Source organism: Pricia mediterranea (genome assembly GCF_032248455.1).
Classification (GTDB): Bacteria; Bacteroidota; Bacteroidia; order Flavobacteriales; family Flavobacteriaceae; genus Pricia; species Pricia mediterranea.
The window spans coordinates 1,181,265-1,197,856 of record NZ_JAVTTP010000001.1; the positions used below are offsets into that span (position 1 = coordinate 1,181,265).

Below are 16,592 nucleotides of genomic sequence, written 5' to 3' on the forward strand. Positions count from 1 at the left end.
CATGCCCCCGCTATTTTTTTATTTACACACTTTATGAGATAGTCCTTTCGAGATATTGTTCGGTGTTCATCATATCGAACTTTTTGGCGACCTGCTGCATACCGAAATAAGCATTATATGAAACCCTTGGTTTACCCACCTTTCCTTTTTTAGTGGTGACAATGACCACTCCATTGGATCCACGCGAACCATAGATTGCAGTGGAAGAGGCATCCTTCAATACTTGTATGCTTTCGATATCGGAAGGATTGACCAAGGAAAATCCGCTACCTTCTACTGGGTAGCCATCGATAACATATAAAGGATCTTGACCGGCTGTGATAGATCCTGATCCCCGAACCCTAACGGCCAGACCTTCATTACCGGGAGCTGCACTGGTTTGTTGTATCTGCACCCCGGCCATTTGGCCCGCAAGTGCCTCTTGATAGGAGACCACCGGCCTGTTTTCCAATTGTTCGGTTGGGATTGTCGCCACTGCACCTGTCAAATCTTTTTTAGTTGAAGTACCATAGCCGACGACCACCACTTCGTCCAATCCCTGAGCACTTTCTTCCAATTGCACGTTAATGGTGGCCTGTCCGTTTACAACCACTTCCTTTTCCCCGAAACCTATATAAGAGACCACTAATGTTGCATTTTCATCGGAAATATCGATTGAGAAATTACCGTCAAAATCGGTCTGTACACCATTTGTAGTTCCTTTTTCAACAATGCTGGCGCCGGGCAGAGGTGCACCGTCGGCATCGGTGACCGAGCCGCTTACCTGCAATTGTTGGTTCTGATTATTCTCAATTTCGGACCGGTCCTTGTCCTGATATTTTTTTTGGTCTATCGATTTTTTTAGAAATATCTGCGTATCTATTATCCTATAGGTTGTTCCTGTATTTTGGAAAACTTTTTCCAAAATCGAGATGACCCTTTCCTTTTCTGCTTTAACGCTGACCATACGGTCCAGATCGACTTCCTTGGTACGGTATACGAACCGGAAATCCGTCCTGCTTTCGATTTCATCCAATAGTCTTGTTACGGGCACATTTTGAAGATCAATTGTAATCTTGGTACGCTGTGCATAGGAATCATTGGCATACATGGTCAACAATGCCGTGAACGTAAACAGAACACTAAGTTTCATTCTCAAACTAAATTTATACGGTAGATGTCGCCTTCTCTTCTGGGAAAGAATTTTTTTCATAATTTTATAATGTTTTATTGTGGTTGTTCAAATTTTACGATCACTTTGTTATATCGGAAAATGGTGACGCATTTTCCGATTTTTTATTTCTCGGGGAAATAATCAAGTAATCGGTTAAATCGATTTTGTGTCGTTTTCTTATTTCATAGTTGTAGCTTTTTGTGTTATTCAATGGTTATCCTGTCTTGGTCCACCGTATAGTCGATACCATAGACACTTTTGAAATATTCCATAATTTGTCCTACCGGCATATTGCCAAAACTAGCGTTGAACTCCACATTGTCCAATTTCACGTTTTTATTGATGATCGTAACATCATACCGACGTTCCAACCTTTTGAGGATTTTCGAAAAAGCCATATTCCTAAAAACAAGTTCGCCATCGACCCATGAGGTATAGATACTGGTTATAACAGGTTCGGTGGTTATGTTCTTTCGTTCGACATCAAAGTTTCCTTTCATCCCCGGCTTTAGGGCCGTTGTTCCGACCCTATCCTTTTTTCTATTTTTGTCATAGAGTTCGACCGAACCTTTTACCAGTACCACTACTTTGTTCCTTTCTTCCGGATAAGCGGAAACATTAAATTTGGTTCCCAAAACCCTGACGTTCATATCACCTGAATTAACGATAAAAGGGCTTTTCTTGTTCTCTGTTACCTCAAAAAAAGCTTCCCCGTCCAAAAAGACCTCGCGTTGTCCGCCGTCTAGAAATTTCACGGGATATTTAAGGGAGGTTCCTGCATTTAAATAAACAACAGTACCGTCCGACAATTCCAGATTGAATTGTTTTCCATAGGGAACATTAAGTGTGTTATAGACCCATTTTTCTGACCGGTTCTTTTTTTTATATACTAATTTTTTGCCGACTTGGCTCCCAACGATTTCCCCTTGGGAATCCTTTACACTAGAAGAACCGTCCTCCGAAATCACTTTTACATTTCCGTTCCCCAATTCCAAAGTAATGAAGCTTTCTTTTGGAACAATAGTCTTCTTATTGTGTTCTTTATAAAGCTGTTGTTTTATAAAATAACCCATACCCAGGAAAAAAATGGCGAAAGCGGCATATTTGAAAATTTTCCTGAACTTGCGTCTAAACACAACCCTTTTGTCCATTCTAATCGTATCGAGCAGACGTTTCTTTGATTCTCCTGTATTGAACTCCTTCATGTTATAGTCAATGCGGTAATTCGTCTTTATAAAATCCCAAAACTCCTTTTCATTGATAGGCTCTTGTATTAATTTATCCAACTTCTCCAACTCTTTAGCGGAAATTGAATTGGTAATATATTTTACGATAAGTTTTTGGGTATTATCCGGTTTCATTCCGTAATCAAATCTATCCTATAGACGAAGCTAAATTGAGAATCCCCTATTTTTTAGAATATTTTTTTAATATTTGTCTTGTCATCGACTATTAATTTGATTATTTGGAGATATGAAACCTAGTTATGAAAAGGAAGGTTTACTGATCAGAGGTTTAAAAAATGGTGAAGAGGGTGCATATTCGTATTTGGTGGAAAGTTATCACCATAAATTATGTGTGTATGCAAGCAATCTTATCCATGATGATTCGGCAGCTGAGGACATTGTCCAGAATGTATTTGTATCGATTTGGAAAAATAGACAAAAATTAAAGGATGATTTTTCTATTAAAAACTTCCTCTACAAATCGGTGCACAATGAATTTATCGACCAGTACAGAAAGAACAGATCCGTTCTCACCCTTCAAAAAAAATATATCGATGCCCTTGAGTCCATAATCGATGAAAATCAGGATTTCCATTTGGAAAAAATGATGAAATCCGTTGAAGATGCCATTAAAGCATTGCCCCCTAAATGTAAAATGATCTTTGTCCTAAGCAAAAAAGAAGGACTTTCCAATCTCGAAATATCGGAACATCTGAATATTTCTATCAAGACAGTCGAGAATCAAATCACAAAGGCCTTTAGCGATCTGAGGGGAAAGCTGGGGGAAAAATATAAAACCCTACTTTTTATTCTGTTCAGGGAAAGAGTACCGAGGGGGGAAAACAAAGAAATGGCATTGGGCGATTAAAAATAACTGAACTATTATTAAAAGTTCAAATAAACGGACGCTTGACCTTTGTTTAAGAAAGCATAATGGGGCTTGTAGTAGGTCCAATATCTTAAACTGAAAGTTTTCTTGGGACTATACCTAAAATTCATTGGTATACTTAATCCCACCTTTATTTAGACTTATAAAGTTCATTTCCATATAGTCTATTATTATTCCTTTCAAGATACCCAAAAGCGTGTCATTGTAGGACGACGCCAAACAAACAATTCCAAGTCTTAATGTGCCAATCGGCTTAAAGGAATAAATTTACCTAAAAACAACAATTATTTATTGTTTTACAATAAATAATTGTTGTTTTTGCCTGTATTTTTGTTAAATACCTGAAAATCATGGCAAAAGAAATCGGTCAAAAAATAAAGTTGGGCAGAGTGCTTTCGGTTCTAACCATACTCGTGGGAACGGCCTTATTGATTTATATGATTACGGTTGAAGACGAACCGGGTGCCTTACCGCTTATTTTGATAATGATCGGCATCGTGTGGTTTGTAATAAACCGATACCGAATTAAAAAGTGATGTTATGAAACGAGTTTCAGTCGTATTCCTTCAGGCGGTTCTTGTGCTTATCGGTGTGGTAACACTTTCTCTTTTGATTTGGCTCCCCTTGACGGAGGGAAGGGCCACAAACTTGGACTTGGTCGACATTTATTCCGACAAGTTCATTTTGTATGGGTACACAACATCAATTCCTTTCTTTGTTGCATTGTTCATGGCGTTCAGACTGGTTGGTTACATTGGGCAAAACAAAGTATTCTCACCGACCGCGGTAGAAGCCTTAAAGCACATTAAATATTGTGCGATCATACTAAGTGCATTAGTCGTGTTAGCAGGAGCTTTCATAAGGTTTACCCATAATAAAGAGGACGACCCTACGGGCTTTCTTGCCATTTGTATTGTAACTACGTTTGCTTCTATTGTGGTCGCGACCGCTGCGGCAATATTTGAAAAGCTCCTACAGACTGTCGTAGATATGAAATCTGAAAACGACTTAACCATTTAAGCTATGCCAATTATAGTAAACTTGGACGTGGTGATGGCAAAGAGAAAAATGTCATTGAACGAGCTTTCCGAAAAAGTAGGTCTAACGCTGTCCAACCTTTCTATCTTGAAAACAGGGAAAGCAAAAGCAATCCGCTTTAGCACATTGGAAGCTCTCTGTGAAGTGTTAAACTGCCAACCTGCCGACATTTTGGAATATGTATATGACGAAAAATGAACAACGATACACTAACAGTTTAAGGACAATGACGGCTTATCGGTATAATCTAATAGAGAAAGATATCACAACATTAAAAACGATTATCCAAAATTCATTTCTATTAATGTTTATTTTTCTGACTGTTCCTTGTTCTGCTAGAGATATAAAGCCTAAAATTATTTTGATTGGAAGCACACATTGAGATGAGTCTATCAAAACAATGCTAACAATTCCCGCTGAAACTGAAGTCGATTTTATACGATGGAATTTAATATTGGACGACAAAAATGTTTTCTTTCTGGATATTGCCTATAGTGAGTCGAAACCTAATACATTAGACTTTAAAAGTGATGGTAAACAAACCATCAAAGGAACATATTTGATCGTAAAAAATCAGGAAGAAAATCGCTTTTAGGAGATTTATCAACTCAGGAGCAATGATTGCCTGAAATAATTTCAATGTTCAAAATAAATGAAAACCTCTTTCATGTTTTGACGTCTTAATACAAAGCAAATTGATGATAGGAAACGGAGTAAAAGGCATCATAGTACTCAACTTGTTTTTAAGATTCTAAATATAATCAAAATTGTATTGATGCCTTCAATTACAATTTAGCTTTAAATGCTATTCACTACTACAATGATTAATTGAAAAAAACCCACCTTAATTTAGACTTTATAGAATTGTGTTTCGTTTATCATCAAGGGCCCTTAAATTGGATTTTGAAAAGTTTTGTAAAAGGGTACTTTGCGGCAGTAGCAAAAAACCACGCCCAAAGGGGCTCAGACAACGTTATAGAGGCCGAAACAATCTTACTAAGTTTACGGGTATAGAGATGTCCGTGCTACCGAGACCGTAAAAAGTTCCTTAACGCTATGTATTGAACTGTTGATTCTTTATATTTCCGATTCACTAATAAATAAAATCCAAAATGATGAAAAAAGCCTGTTTTACAACAATTATCGCAGTATTCGGATTGGTACTTATGCAATCCTGCGGGGAAAACAAGGATACCGATGTAGTGCCTTCGGGCACATATACCGGAGTGGCCGAGACCGTTGAGCCCGGGGAAAAGGAAATCTATGTACGAACTTCCGACGACAAGCTGCTCGAACTTTATTTTACCGATAATACGAAATTGACCAAAAACGGCGAAACGGTGGAGTTCAACGCATTGTCCGAAGGGGTCTCCGTAGAGGTCCAAGTGGAAAAGAAAGGGCAAAAACTGGATCCGATCGCTGTTAAAATAATGGAATAGCATGGAGGAAATACCCTCTATTTGGCGTACGGAGGTCTGGCATGCACTGTCGATTCATTTACCGATCGTCTTGTTGAGCTTGGCTTCCATCGCCTATTGTTCCGGCCTTTTCGTTACAAAAAATGGGTGGCCGCAATTTATAGCCCGGTTTACCTTTTTAGCACTGGTTCTTGGTGTTTTAAGCGCATGGGTGTCCATCTATCTGGGCGAGGAAGCCTATAACGTAGTCGTTCGGACCTTATGTGACCCCAATGTACTTCAGGAACATCAATGGTGGGCCTATTTTTCGGTCTATGTCTATTCCGCTGCTACCCTCCTTTTTATGTTGTTCCAGTACGATGTTATTGCACGTAGCAGGCCACTGAGTATATTTTTGGCGGTCTTGCTCTTGACCGGTTTTGGGGGTCTGGTATATTCCGGCCATATGGGCGCTTCGGTGGTATATCAACAAGCGGGCGGTACTTACGTACCTTCGGAAAACTGTGTGGAATTTGAATGAGGGACTGGTGGATAGGAACCCTAACGAATTGTCCAAAAAGGGATTAAGGACCACGCTTATAGGGATCGTGGCAAGCGGCCTTCTGGCATTGGTAAAGGGTCTGGGCGGCGTGTTCGGCCATTCCTACGCCCTGATAGCGGATGCCATCGAGTCGGCCTCGGATGTCCTGACCTCCGCTATGCTCTGGGCGGGGCTCAAATGGTCTTCCAGACCGCCGGACGAAAACCATCCCTACGGCCACGGCAAGATTGAGGCCCTGGTAGCCGTGGGAATCGGTATCGCCCTCACGATCGCGGCGGGAATCATCGTCCATGACAGTATCCTCCATATCCTGGAGCCCCACAAAAGCCCTGCGCCCTTTACGCTGATCGTTCTGGTCGTGGTCGTCCTGACCAAGGAGCTACTGTACCGGTTTGTCCTTAAAACAGGCGAGGAAATCGACAGTTCGGCCGTAAAGGCGGACGCTTTCCACCATAGAAGCGATGCGATTACTTCCGTTGCCGCTTTCATAGGCATTTCCATTGCCCTTATTGGTGGCAAAGGCTTTGAGATAGCCGACGATTTTGCGGCCCTGATCGCCGCAGGGTTCATCCTGTATAACGCTTATGGAATAAGTAGGCCCGCCATAGGTGAGCTGTTGGACGAAGCCGTGGATCCTGAGCTTTGCATAAAAGTTGTTGAAATTGCCGAAAAAATCCCTGATGTCATTAAAGTGGAACGCTGCCGTTCCCGTAAGATGGGTACCGCTTTCCACATCGATATGCATATTTGGGTCGATGGTGATCAGACCGTCACAAGGGGGCACAACATCGCCCACAAAGTAAAGGACGAACTGTTCGGGAACTTCCCACAGCTGATCGATGTGCATATCCACGTTGAACCATCAGAATATCCATAGGTACCGTTCTGCGGTAGGGTTCTTTATATATCCGGTCAGGTACAATAAAATGGCAAAATCGATCCAGACCAAAAAATCCTTTTACCGCTCTGCGCTAATTCGCCAGATCGTATAGGCCACATCGTCGGTAACAAGTAGTGAGCCATCAAATGTTACTACGGCACCAACAGGTCGTCCATATACTTCATCCCTATTTGGATCGACGATAAAACCGGTAAGAAAATCTTCGGCCTTTCCATAGGGTTTCCCGTTTTCAAAAGGAACATGGACCACTTTGTATCCCGAGAGCCTATCACGGTTCCAAGAACCATGCTGCACGACGAATGCCCCATGATGGTACTTTTCGGGAAACGATTTGCCGGTATAGAATACCAGGCCCAACGAGGCGGTATGCGAACCCAATGCTAGGTCGGGAACGATGGTTTCCCCGACCTTTTCCGGTCTTTTGTACTTGACCCTTGGGTCTTCATTTTGCCCTAAATAGACATAGGGCCAACCGTAAAATCCGTTTTCCCTTACTTGGGTAAGATAATCGGGTACCAAGTTATTCCCTAGGCCATCGCGTTCGTTTACTACGGTCCATAGGCTTCCCGTGTCCGGTTCCCAATCCATTCCAACGGGATTTCTTAGTCCGGAGGCAAAGACCTTCAGTCCCGTACCGTCCGGATTTATTTCCAAAATAATCGCTTTCATAAATTCCTTTCCGATTCCGTCTTCGGCGATATTGGAACCGCTGCCCACGGCAACATAAATCTTAGACCCTTCTTCATTGGCAATAATATTGGCGTCCAATGCTGGTTGTTCTTACCGGCCGGTAAAACAGCTATTTTTTCACCGTTACCGCTAATTTGCGTCTGCCCTTTTATATAAGGGTAGCGCATTAGGGCATCGTATTCGCGACGTACAGCCAGCCGTCCAGTACTAACATTCCAAAAGGTTGGTTAGCCCTTTTTCAAGAAAGGTCTCTCTTAGCTCGGCTATGCCGTCGCCGTTCGTATCCCGAAGGAGTGTGTTGACATCGGCGCTGTGTTTCAGACTTTTGGATTTTCCCGCTCCGATTATCCATGCGCCGATCTTTTTGAAAAATCCATAGTTCGAATTGCTCTGGGCGACCAGAACATCTCCATCTGGCGTCACGTACATCCACCGCGGATTCTCGAGACCGTCTGCATACTTGGTAACGGTAAAGCCTTGTGGGGCCTTAGGGGTCCTGCCATTTTTCCAGCCTATCACGTTGCAAAAATTCGAAACTGATTTTGACGCGGATATAGGCGGTAGCGAGTCTACGGTCCGTCTTTGTGCCGTAGCGGATAGAAGGAATAAAATGGATATGGCTATTGAAATCCGTGTTCCCATAACAATTTTAAATTTAATCCTGCCGTTGTACTCCTTTTTTAGGAGCCTGCCAAAATTGATATATTCGGAATCCCGCAATATTCGCCCCGACGTCATAAATTTTTACATTTACGGATATTCCGTCTGAACAATTCTTTTGACCTAAGCACTTTGTTAAGAGTGCTGTCCTTAATCTATGGTAAATTTAACCATAAAATATGTAGTACAGATTCAAGGGTCTCCCAAATTTCGAGTTCGGCAAGCGTTTTCACAATGTGGAGAGCTGCCTATGGTGCCGTTCGGGTTTTCAAGGGGGAGAACGGATACGGGCCGGAGGGCGGAACATCGGACTGGTCTTCGGTGTTATAGTCATTGTGCTTATTCTGGGCACAAGCGGATTGCCCGTGATGTGGTTGTGGCCTTATTAACTATTTTAAATGCGGTTAGATCGCAGAAAGTGAAGTGGGAAGTTGTAGTCATAATTCGAACGCTTTTTGGGACACCGCTGAATTCGACATGGTGTAATTAATCCCACGTTAATTTAAACTTTACTGAATCTTCATTTAGTATAGGTTCAAGGGCCAATTTAAGATACCAATGGCCATCGCCTTGCGGAAGTCGCAAAAAACTCCGCCGTCCGGAAAAAGACCGGCCCACTCCATTTTTTGCGACCCCCTCGGGACCGGCAAGAGCAAAAATTTTCTCCACGCTTCTTTCCCGCACGCCCGTTCCCCATCGCGCCATCCACCGCCGAAAGGGACGTGCACGGGAAGCACTCCGAAATTTTTGCACTCGCCCTGCCTTTGCGCTCATTTACGTAGCATATTCAAGCCCATATTTTCTGAATTAATCTAGGGCTGTGGAAATGGAATTAAGTATATTTTATATAACTTTCGATAAATACTTGTTTGTCCAATACCTTTTTCTGTTCATAATCGAATATTTGGACTTCGTACAGCCCGTTCAGATTATCGAAAAGGATTCGCCTTACCATTGGGACTTCATATCGCATGGAATTTTGCCCAATGGTCAGTCGGGTTTAAGGGCAAACCCGGCATATGGGAAGCAATTGTCGAAAAAGGATTTGAAGCGAACGTTCAAAATATTCGTATTGCTGCTTATCTATTTGTAATGGGTCTCGCTATTGCAGGAGTTTGTATTTTCTATAGAAAGGAGAAGATATTTTAAAAGCAGTACTATCCATAAGATGCAATAGACACAAGGTCAAAATTCTAAATGTACCATAAAACAATCGTGGCTGTTGCAGGACTCCGATAAACCTCAATCCCATATTACAATACTAAAGAGAATGCTTAGAAAAATTTTTTGAATGTTTGAGTGATTGGTTAGATGGATGTTAATTTATAAACCCATATAATCATATGACGCTATGGTCATATTACCATAGCGTCATATGATTATTGCAATATGGCAATATAGCGTTGACTATAGCTGGAACGCTCTGTATGTCCAATAGATAGAATATAGCTAGGTGAATGTATAAAATTGTAGGACCGAATGTCCATAAAGATCTAGTTTTAGGATAACCTCTATCGTTAAGGTCAACCCTTTTTAAACCTAACGGCCTTCTTTTCCCCTCTCCGCAACTTTAAAAATCAATGTTCAAAAGAAGGCCCGAAGCGCAGCTTCGGGCATTTGTGGTTAGGGGAAGAAAGAAACGGTGGATAACCGACATTGATATGTTACTTTTGATAAAGTAAATCCCATTAACTTTGAATCAAAAAATGAACGGGACCCTTTTATTGACCAGAGCAGTTGTCGAATTCCGAAACTCCTATCCCGAGTTAACTGCCCAATGGGAAAGGCAAATAAATTCCGGGAATTCCCGTCCCGACCTTCATTTTTGCATGACCTTGTTGGATGATTATCCGTATCTCGACTCTTATCTGCGTTCTATTGAGTATCGAATCGGTTTTGCCATTAACGCCTATATTATACATTCCGATTGGCAGCGGGAGTTTATCGGATCCGGATATGATTATAATCTGGCCTTGGAACTGGCCAATCGTGAAATTCAATTGACCTATAAAGCTCTGAACGATTCGGAGATTGTTACAGAAGACCCAAAGGCCAAGGTCTATCATGATATTTTGGCAAATGCCCGCTCCGGTACTTTTTGAGGCATGGAGTGCAATGTGGATTTGGAACCCCAAAGTTATTTTCCGATTCCCTGGGCCGCATCTTCCCTCGAAATCCTGTTCGAGGACGTAAAACTCTGCTGAATCAATTTACCGTACAACACTCCGTGTACGGCAAAGCCCCTATTGACTTGCGTTATGTTTTAGGTTTGGCCTATGTTAATCGGAGGTCACGAAGCAAGTTGTGTTTTTGCTAACAAAAACCCTTACGCACTTCGTTTGTAGGTTGCCTTGTGATGCTCACAAATACATTGAAATGGGAAGGCCAAAAAAGGAACTATCGTCGTTGAAAATAATACAGGTCAATGTCAGGATGACCGTAAACGATTATATGAAAGTATCTGCCGATGCGGAAACCATCGGACTGTCCGTTGCCGAATATATCCGAAGAAAAATTACGGAAAAGTCCCTGCCGAAGAAAAGGGTAAGTCCGTCCGACCGCAAAATTTTTGTTGAATTGAGTCGAGTTGGAAACAACCTGAACCAAATCACTAAGGTTGTTAACTCGGGTATTCGGGACCCGTTCATTATCAATAGACAATTAGAGGAAGTAAAAATGCTATTGCAATATCTCAAATCAAATATCGCCAACAATGATAGGTAAGATAGTTATAGGAAAAGACTTCTATGGGGTACTGGCCTACAATCAAAAAAAGGTACGTGAAGGGGTCGGATACGTAATCGATTCCAATATCGAGCTTTCCACCTCAGTTGAAATGACCCGAGAATTCAATCTTATCAGGGAGTTTCGTCCAAGCCTTGGTAAAGCGGTACTCCATGTTTCCCTGAACCTGCCGCACTCGGACCATTTAGATGATAAGGAATTCGCATCGTTCGGGTGTGACTACCTAATGGGCTTGGGATTCGATAACAATCAGTTCATTATGTACCGGCATACCGATACCGAACATGAGCATATCCATATTATAGCCAATAGGGTCAGGTATTCCGGCAGAACGGTAAACGACAGCAATATTAAAAGAAGAAGTCGGGAAATACTCAACGGTCTGGAAAAGAAATACGGACTGACCCAAATCGTAGGTATCACGAGTACCAAAAAATCGCTTACACAAAAAGAAATAGAGAAGACGCTGAGAACGGGCAATGTTCCGATCAGACTTGTTCTTCAGGACAAAATCGGTTCAGCGATTTCAGAATCAACCGATACAACGGAATTTATCACGTTACTGGAGGGGCAACATATATCGCCCAGATTCAACCTTAGCAAAACCACGGGTAGGGTTTCTGGAATATCATTTAGATATCAAGATATAGTATATAAGGGCAGTACGCTCGGTAAAAAATTTTCATGGAACAGTATCCTAAAACACATCTCTTATGAGCAAACAAGAGACCGTCCGGTTATACTATCGGCTAATGAAAAAGAACGAGGAACTCATCATACTGGCAAAAGAAGCCATGGAACGTCAATCCGGCCTGAACCAAGAATTGACAGAAGTGCGAAAGGCCCTGAAAATCCTTCTGGGCAATCAAAAAATGATCTGGGAAAAATTGAAGGAGATGGAGTAATCGGGCCTTTAATGGAAGAATCGGAATGGACTCCTTTCAGGCTGGAACTCATGGATGATGATATCAGGAAAAAGTCCAAAAGAAAGAAGAAAAAAAGGAAAGGATCGAATCTTTAAAATTAAAACGTATGAAAAACAGTAACGAACAAGGACCTTCAGGATTGTCGCTCTCCGAAATCCAAGTATTGGAGATGATACGGAACAAAAGGTTCCTATCCATTAAGTTGATCATCAAAAACGGGGAGGTCGATGTCATCGAAGGACTGGAAAGGATACATACGGGCGAACGTATCATCGATATGTTGAAACAGCATGATTTTCAAAATCTGGAAATTAAGCAAAGTAATGGTAAGATCGTTTGTGTGAACAGGATATTCAGGAAAAAAATCCGTCCGGCCAAGAATACCAAGAGTTGTTAACTGGTATTCATAAGTATAGAATAAAATACAGGTTCCGCAAAGGATCTCATAAAATAAAAAAGGCAAATTAAAGCCTGCTTTTACAAATACGGAAGTCACCTTCAAGACACAGGAGCTGCCGATATGCGCGAAAAATGTTAAACTCAATAGTTGAGCAAAAGCAGAAAAACAAAATATTCAACAGTAAATGGCTCAGAACTTACGAAGGTTTTGAGGATTGTTCGGAAGAAGATGCGGAAAAGATAGTAGAACAGCTTCTGGCACTCGCCAACATAGTTTGTGACCATGTCCAAAAAGGGAGTGGAAATGAACTTACCATATAAAAATATAAAGTAACTAAATAATAGTTGCATTTTAGTATCTTTGGCAATGGATATAATGACAAAGCTTTTTGTCAAGTTCACGAACGACCGAAACAGTAGGTAATAGCGAGGATCAGGAAAAATCGAATCAATGTCGGACAATTTGGAACATAATGGTTATTTCGGTTCCGTGGAGTATAGTTCAAGGGACGGCCTGCTGCACGGAAAGGTGATCGGAATAAGCGATCTGGTGACCTATGAGGGCGGGTCCGTGAAAGAGCTGAAGAAGGCCTTTGAAGAGTCCGTCGACGATTATCTTGACACCTGCAAGGAGCTTGGCAAAGAACCTAACAGGTTCTACAGGGGGGTGTTCAATATCCGTACCTCCAGTGAAATCCACAGGGAGCTCTCGATAATGGCCGAAAGGAAAAAAATGAAATTGAACGAACTGGTCAACAAGGCCTTTGATTATCTGGTAAAGAACGAGGACAAAGTCTTAAAATAAAATAGGGTCGGACAATGAGAACAGGACCAAAAGAATGTTCTGGAATGCCGAAAGACAGGCCCAAAAGAAAGAAGCAATCGACTTAAATATCAAATAACCCATGGAAGAAAAAGATCCGTTCGTCGCCATTAGGAAAAAATACGACTCCCTAAAGGAAAAATACGATGAAATAATCGTATCTGCATTTGATGCCGGTGATTTCAGGAAATACAATGAAATCCTGTTTTCGGCCCATAGTTGTGGTATCGAGGGCAATAGCTTCAGCGTGGACGACACCAGGGAACTTAAGGAAAAGGGATATGCCGTTAATCTTGTCAACAAGACGCTTTTGGAAGCGTTCGAAATAATGGATCATTTCAATGCGTACGATCATATTTTGAAAAACCAGGGTTCCGACTTCAATGAATCCTTCGTTAGAACGGTACATAGAATATTGACCAAAAACACGTTACCCTATAAAGGCCATAGGCCCGGGGAATATGCCAAGACCCAAATGGCGGCCGGTGATACCGTATTCCGTGACACCAAAAAGGCCATTGCGAACATGCCTAGGCTTCTGGCCAGTTTTGACGATGCCATCAAAAATAAAAAAACGCATCCTTTGGAATTGAGTGCCATATTCCACCAAATGTTCATTTACGGCCATCCCTTCCCGGATGGCAATGGAAGGTTGGGCCGCTTGCTGTCCAATTTTATCCTGGAGAAGTTCAAGCATCCCCATATCATAATTTTGAAGGAGGATAGGCAAGAATACATCGATGCGCTCAAAGCTTCCGAGAAGCACAACAATATGTTGTCGATAGTCAACTTTTTCTATGACACGTCGATCAAGAGGATGCAAAAGGAAATAGGTCAAAAAAAAAACCTTTCGAAGAATTTCAACTTGGGTATCGGGGACGGGAGTAAAGGAAAAAAGGGCCTAGGAGGACCAAAAAGATAGTAGTATGGACTTAGAGGTATTCGAGCAATTTGCGAAGAAAGAAAAGGGAAGGATCATAGGAAAAAGTGATACGTGCGTTATTTACACCCGTGTTTCCAGTAAAGAGCAATTCGATAACAATGCCAGTCTGACTACCCAACTCAAGTATTGCCAAGAATATGCGATCAGAAAAGAATTGGAAGTAATAGAATATTTCGGGGGCACCTATGAATCGGCAAAGAGCGATGAGCGTAGGGAATTCCAAAAGATGTTGAACTATGTCAAAAGAAGAAAGAACATCGGTTATATCATTGTCTATTCCTATGATCGATTTTCAAGAACGGGCGCGAACGGCGCCTATATCAGCGGGCAACTGAAAAAGCAGGGGGTAGCCGTGATTTCGGCCACCCAGGAAATCGATGTGACCACAAGTGCCGGTACGTTCCAGGAGAATCTTTTTCATATGTTTTCCCACTTCGACAACCAGATCCGCAGGGACAAATCCATCACCGGCATGCAGGAAAAGTTACGAAGAGGATACTGGACAGGAGCGTATCCCTTTGGTTACACTAATAAAAACCCAGGAAAAGGTAAGGTTCCAAACTTCGTGATTACGGAAAAAGGAAGATTACTGAAGCAAGCCTTTTTATGGAAGGCGAACGCCAATATGTCCCATGTCGAGATTGCAAAACGTCTGAAGGAAAAAGGCCTGAATATAAACGCTAAAAAACTGACCGACCTTTTTAGAAATCCTTTCTATTGTGGACTTATTGTCAATAGTTTAATTCCGGGAGAGGTAATCCAGGGAAAACACGATGCCCTTATTTCAAAAAAGGTTTTCCTGAAAATACATAATTTACTTCACTCAGGTGACACACCCAAGAAATATTCGTTCGACGATGAAAACCTACCATTGAAAAAGTTCGTCAAATCCTCGGTCTGCGGAACACCTTATACTGGATTTATCGTAAAGAAAAAAGGGCTGTATTATTACAAAAACAGGCGTAAGGGAAGCAAGGAAAACAGAAGCGCCAAAAAGCTCCATGTAGAATTTTTGAATTTACTGGGGAGGTTCAGAATAGCAGATAGAAAGTATATCGAACCGTTGACCGAGATAATTCACGACACCTTGATAAGTAAAAACCAAGAGGCACTTGACGACCAAAAGCGATTGACCAAGGAACTCGGCCAGCTCAAAGAACGAATTAATATTTTGGAAAGAAGATTCGTTGTACTGAACCAGATTACAAAGTCCCAGTACGAACTTTTTATGCCGGAACTAAAAGCAAAACAAAGGGAACTGGAGATAAAACTGGAGAATGGGGGAATCAATAGTTCAAACCTCAAAAAATCCGTAAAACTGGCACTTGGTTATGCCTGTAACCTACCTTCCCTGTGGGAGTTAGGTAATCTGGAAACTAAAAGGGCCATACAATATATGGTATTCCCTGACGGGATTGAGTATGACTTCAAAAACAAGCTAGTTCAAACTTTTCGGGTCAACGAAATTTTTGGTGCAATCCGCTCATTTTCAGGTAGTTTTAAAGAAATAAAAAAGGGAATTTTCCACAATAATCATGGAAAATCCCCTTTAGTGACCGCGGCAGGATTCAAACCTGCAACCCTCAGAGCCGAAATCTGATGCGCTATTCAGTTGCGCCACGCGGCCGTATTCCGAGCAAAGCGACGGAATCTGTGTACCATTTTCAAAAAATCATTTCGAAAGCCTTGCTTTAACTATCGTCGAAATCGTCTTGCCATCGGCCTGACCGGCCAATTTTTTTGAGACGAGACCCATTACCTTGCCCATATCTTTCATTCCCGTTGCTCCGGTGGCTTCAATACTGCTATCGACTACTTTTTCAATTTCCTCCTCCGACAATTGTTCGGGCAGGAACTGTTCGATAACGGCAACTTGCGCCAGTTCGGGATCGGCCAGGTCGTCCCTGCCCTGCTCCTTATAAATAGTGGCACTGTCCTTTCGCTGCTTAACCAGCTTCTGTACGAGTTTCACTTCTTCTTCCTCCGTCATTCCCTCGCTCGAACCTGTTTCGGTGCGGGCCAACAACAAAGCGGACTTAACCGCACGCAATGCTTCCAAGGCAACCTTATCCTTGGTTTTCATAGCGACCTTCATCTGTTCCGACACCTGTTCTTGCAAACTCATGACCCACTCGTTTTCGGACTGCGAATATAAAAAATATCCCATGATATAGAACGAAAAAACCCCGAAAAAAGTGTTTTTTCGGGGTTTGGGTTCTAGCCGTTACTACTGGGGTCGG

The 16,592-nt window shown here is 41.9% G+C and carries 19 protein-coding genes and 1 tRNA gene; 14 read left to right on the top strand and 6 right to left on the bottom strand.

Annotated features, from left to right (window positions below):
* Window positions 1–31 precede the first annotated feature (31 nt).
* The gene (locus tag RQM65_RS04995; RefSeq protein ID WP_314013149.1) at window positions 32–1,132 is read right to left on the bottom strand and encodes a SusC/RagA family TonB-linked outer membrane protein; all 1,101 of its coding nucleotides are present in this window, start codon (window positions 1,130–1,132) and stop codon (window positions 32–34) included.
* A 224-nt stretch (window positions 1,133–1,356) separates the two neighbouring features.
* A complete protein-coding gene (locus tag RQM65_RS05000) occupies window positions 1,357–2,514 on the bottom strand; it encodes a FecR family protein (RefSeq protein ID WP_314013150.1) in 1,158 nt (385 codons plus the stop codon).
* Window positions 2,515–2,626: 112 nt separating this feature from the next.
* Here RQM65_RS05000 and RQM65_RS05005 point away from each other — a divergent pair, with 112 nt between their 5' ends.
* From RQM65_RS05005 to RQM65_RS05035, 7 genes are all read left to right on the top strand, one after another.
* Window positions 2,627–3,247: an RNA polymerase sigma factor gene (locus tag RQM65_RS05005; protein ID WP_314013151.1), complete on the top strand. Its 621-nt coding sequence runs from the start codon at window positions 2,627–2,629 to the stop codon at window positions 3,245–3,247.
* Between the two features lie 371 nt (window positions 3,248–3,618).
* Window positions 3,619–3,804, top strand: a complete 186-nt coding sequence (locus RQM65_RS05010; RefSeq protein WP_314013152.1) for a hypothetical protein — start codon at window positions 3,619–3,621, stop codon at window positions 3,802–3,804.
* A 4-nt stretch (window positions 3,805–3,808) separates the two neighbouring features.
* Window positions 3,809–4,288, top strand: a complete 480-nt coding sequence (locus tag RQM65_RS05015; RefSeq protein ID WP_314013153.1) for a DUF2975 domain-containing protein — start codon at window positions 3,809–3,811, stop codon at window positions 4,286–4,288.
* Window positions 4,289–4,291: 3 nt separating this feature from the next.
* Window positions 4,292–4,504 (top strand): helix-turn-helix domain-containing protein, encoded by a 213-nt coding sequence (locus tag RQM65_RS05020; protein ID WP_314013154.1) that lies wholly within the window; start codon window positions 4,292–4,294, stop codon window positions 4,502–4,504.
* Window positions 4,505–5,418: 914 nt separating this feature from the next.
* Entirely contained in the window at window positions 5,419–5,745 is a 327-nt protein-coding gene (locus RQM65_RS05025; protein ID WP_314013155.1) for a hypothetical protein, read from the top strand.
* A 1-nt stretch (window position 5,746) separates the two neighbouring features.
* Complete coding sequence (locus RQM65_RS05030; protein WP_314013156.1) at window positions 5,747–6,244, top strand: DUF2231 domain-containing protein; 498 nt, start codon at window positions 5,747–5,749, stop codon at window positions 6,242–6,244.
* A complete protein-coding gene (locus tag RQM65_RS05035) occupies window positions 6,228–7,142 on the top strand; it encodes a cation diffusion facilitator family transporter (protein WP_314013157.1) in 915 nt (304 codons plus the stop codon). Before RQM65_RS05030 ends, RQM65_RS05035 begins: the two co-directional genes overlap by 17 nt.
* An 81-nt stretch (window positions 7,143–7,223) precedes the next feature.
* On the opposite strand, the gene RQM65_RS05040 is transcribed toward RQM65_RS05035, so the two are convergent.
* Window positions 7,224–7,934 carry a PQQ-dependent sugar dehydrogenase gene (locus tag RQM65_RS05040; RefSeq protein WP_314013158.1) on the bottom strand — a complete coding sequence of 237 codons (711 nt, stop codon included), beginning with the start codon at window positions 7,932–7,934 and terminating at the stop codon, window positions 7,224–7,226.
* Window positions 7,935–8,063: 129 nt separating this feature from the next.
* Window positions 8,064–8,375, bottom strand: coding sequence for a hypothetical protein (locus RQM65_RS05045; protein WP_314013159.1), 312 nt, complete (start codon window positions 8,373–8,375; stop codon window positions 8,064–8,066).
* Between the two features lie 1,847 nt (window positions 8,376–10,222).
* Here RQM65_RS05045 and RQM65_RS05050 point away from each other — a divergent pair.
* From RQM65_RS05050 to RQM65_RS05080, 7 genes are all read left to right on the top strand, one after another.
* Window positions 10,223–10,618, top strand: coding sequence for a hypothetical protein (locus RQM65_RS05050; protein WP_314013160.1), 396 nt, complete (start codon window positions 10,223–10,225; stop codon window positions 10,616–10,618).
* 274 nt (window positions 10,619–10,892) lie between these two features.
* A complete protein-coding gene (locus RQM65_RS05055; RefSeq protein WP_314013161.1) occupies window positions 10,893–11,240 on the top strand; it encodes a plasmid mobilization protein in 348 nt (115 codons plus the stop codon).
* On the top strand, window positions 11,230–12,282 hold the full coding sequence (locus RQM65_RS05060) for a relaxase/mobilization nuclease domain-containing protein (protein WP_314013162.1): 1,053 nt from the start codon (window positions 11,230–11,232) through the stop codon (window positions 12,280–12,282). The genes RQM65_RS05055 and RQM65_RS05060 overlap by 11 nt, the downstream gene beginning before the upstream one ends.
* A gap of 11 nt (window positions 12,283–12,293) precedes the next feature.
* Window positions 12,294–12,584: a hypothetical protein gene (locus RQM65_RS05065; RefSeq protein WP_314013163.1), complete on the top strand. Its 291-nt coding sequence runs from the start codon at window positions 12,294–12,296 to the stop codon at window positions 12,582–12,584.
* A gap of 453 nt (window positions 12,585–13,037) precedes the next feature.
* Window positions 13,038–13,391 carry a type II toxin-antitoxin system HicB family antitoxin gene (locus RQM65_RS05070; RefSeq protein WP_314013164.1) on the top strand — a complete coding sequence of 118 codons (354 nt, stop codon included), beginning with the start codon at window positions 13,038–13,040 and terminating at the stop codon, window positions 13,389–13,391.
* Window positions 13,392–13,491: 100 nt separating this feature from the next.
* Window positions 13,492–14,331 (top strand): Fic family protein, encoded by an 840-nt coding sequence (locus tag RQM65_RS05075; protein WP_314013165.1) that lies wholly within the window; start codon window positions 13,492–13,494, stop codon window positions 14,329–14,331.
* A gap of 4 nt (window positions 14,332–14,335) precedes the next feature.
* Entirely contained in the window at window positions 14,336–15,952 is a 1,617-nt protein-coding gene (locus RQM65_RS05080) for a recombinase family protein (RefSeq protein ID WP_314016788.1), read from the top strand.
* On the opposite strand, the gene RQM65_RS05085 is transcribed toward RQM65_RS05080, so the two are convergent.
* Window positions 15,906–15,979: transfer RNA gene (locus tag RQM65_RS05085), tRNA-Arg, on the bottom strand. The two genes, RQM65_RS05080 and RQM65_RS05085, sit on opposite strands and share 47 nt — an antisense overlap.
* A gap of 45 nt (window positions 15,980–16,024) precedes the next feature.
* Complete coding sequence (locus RQM65_RS05090) at window positions 16,025–16,477, bottom strand: GatB/YqeY domain-containing protein (RefSeq protein ID WP_314013166.1); 453 nt, start codon at window positions 16,475–16,477, stop codon at window positions 16,025–16,027.
* Between the last annotated feature and the right edge of the window lie 115 nt (window positions 16,478–16,592).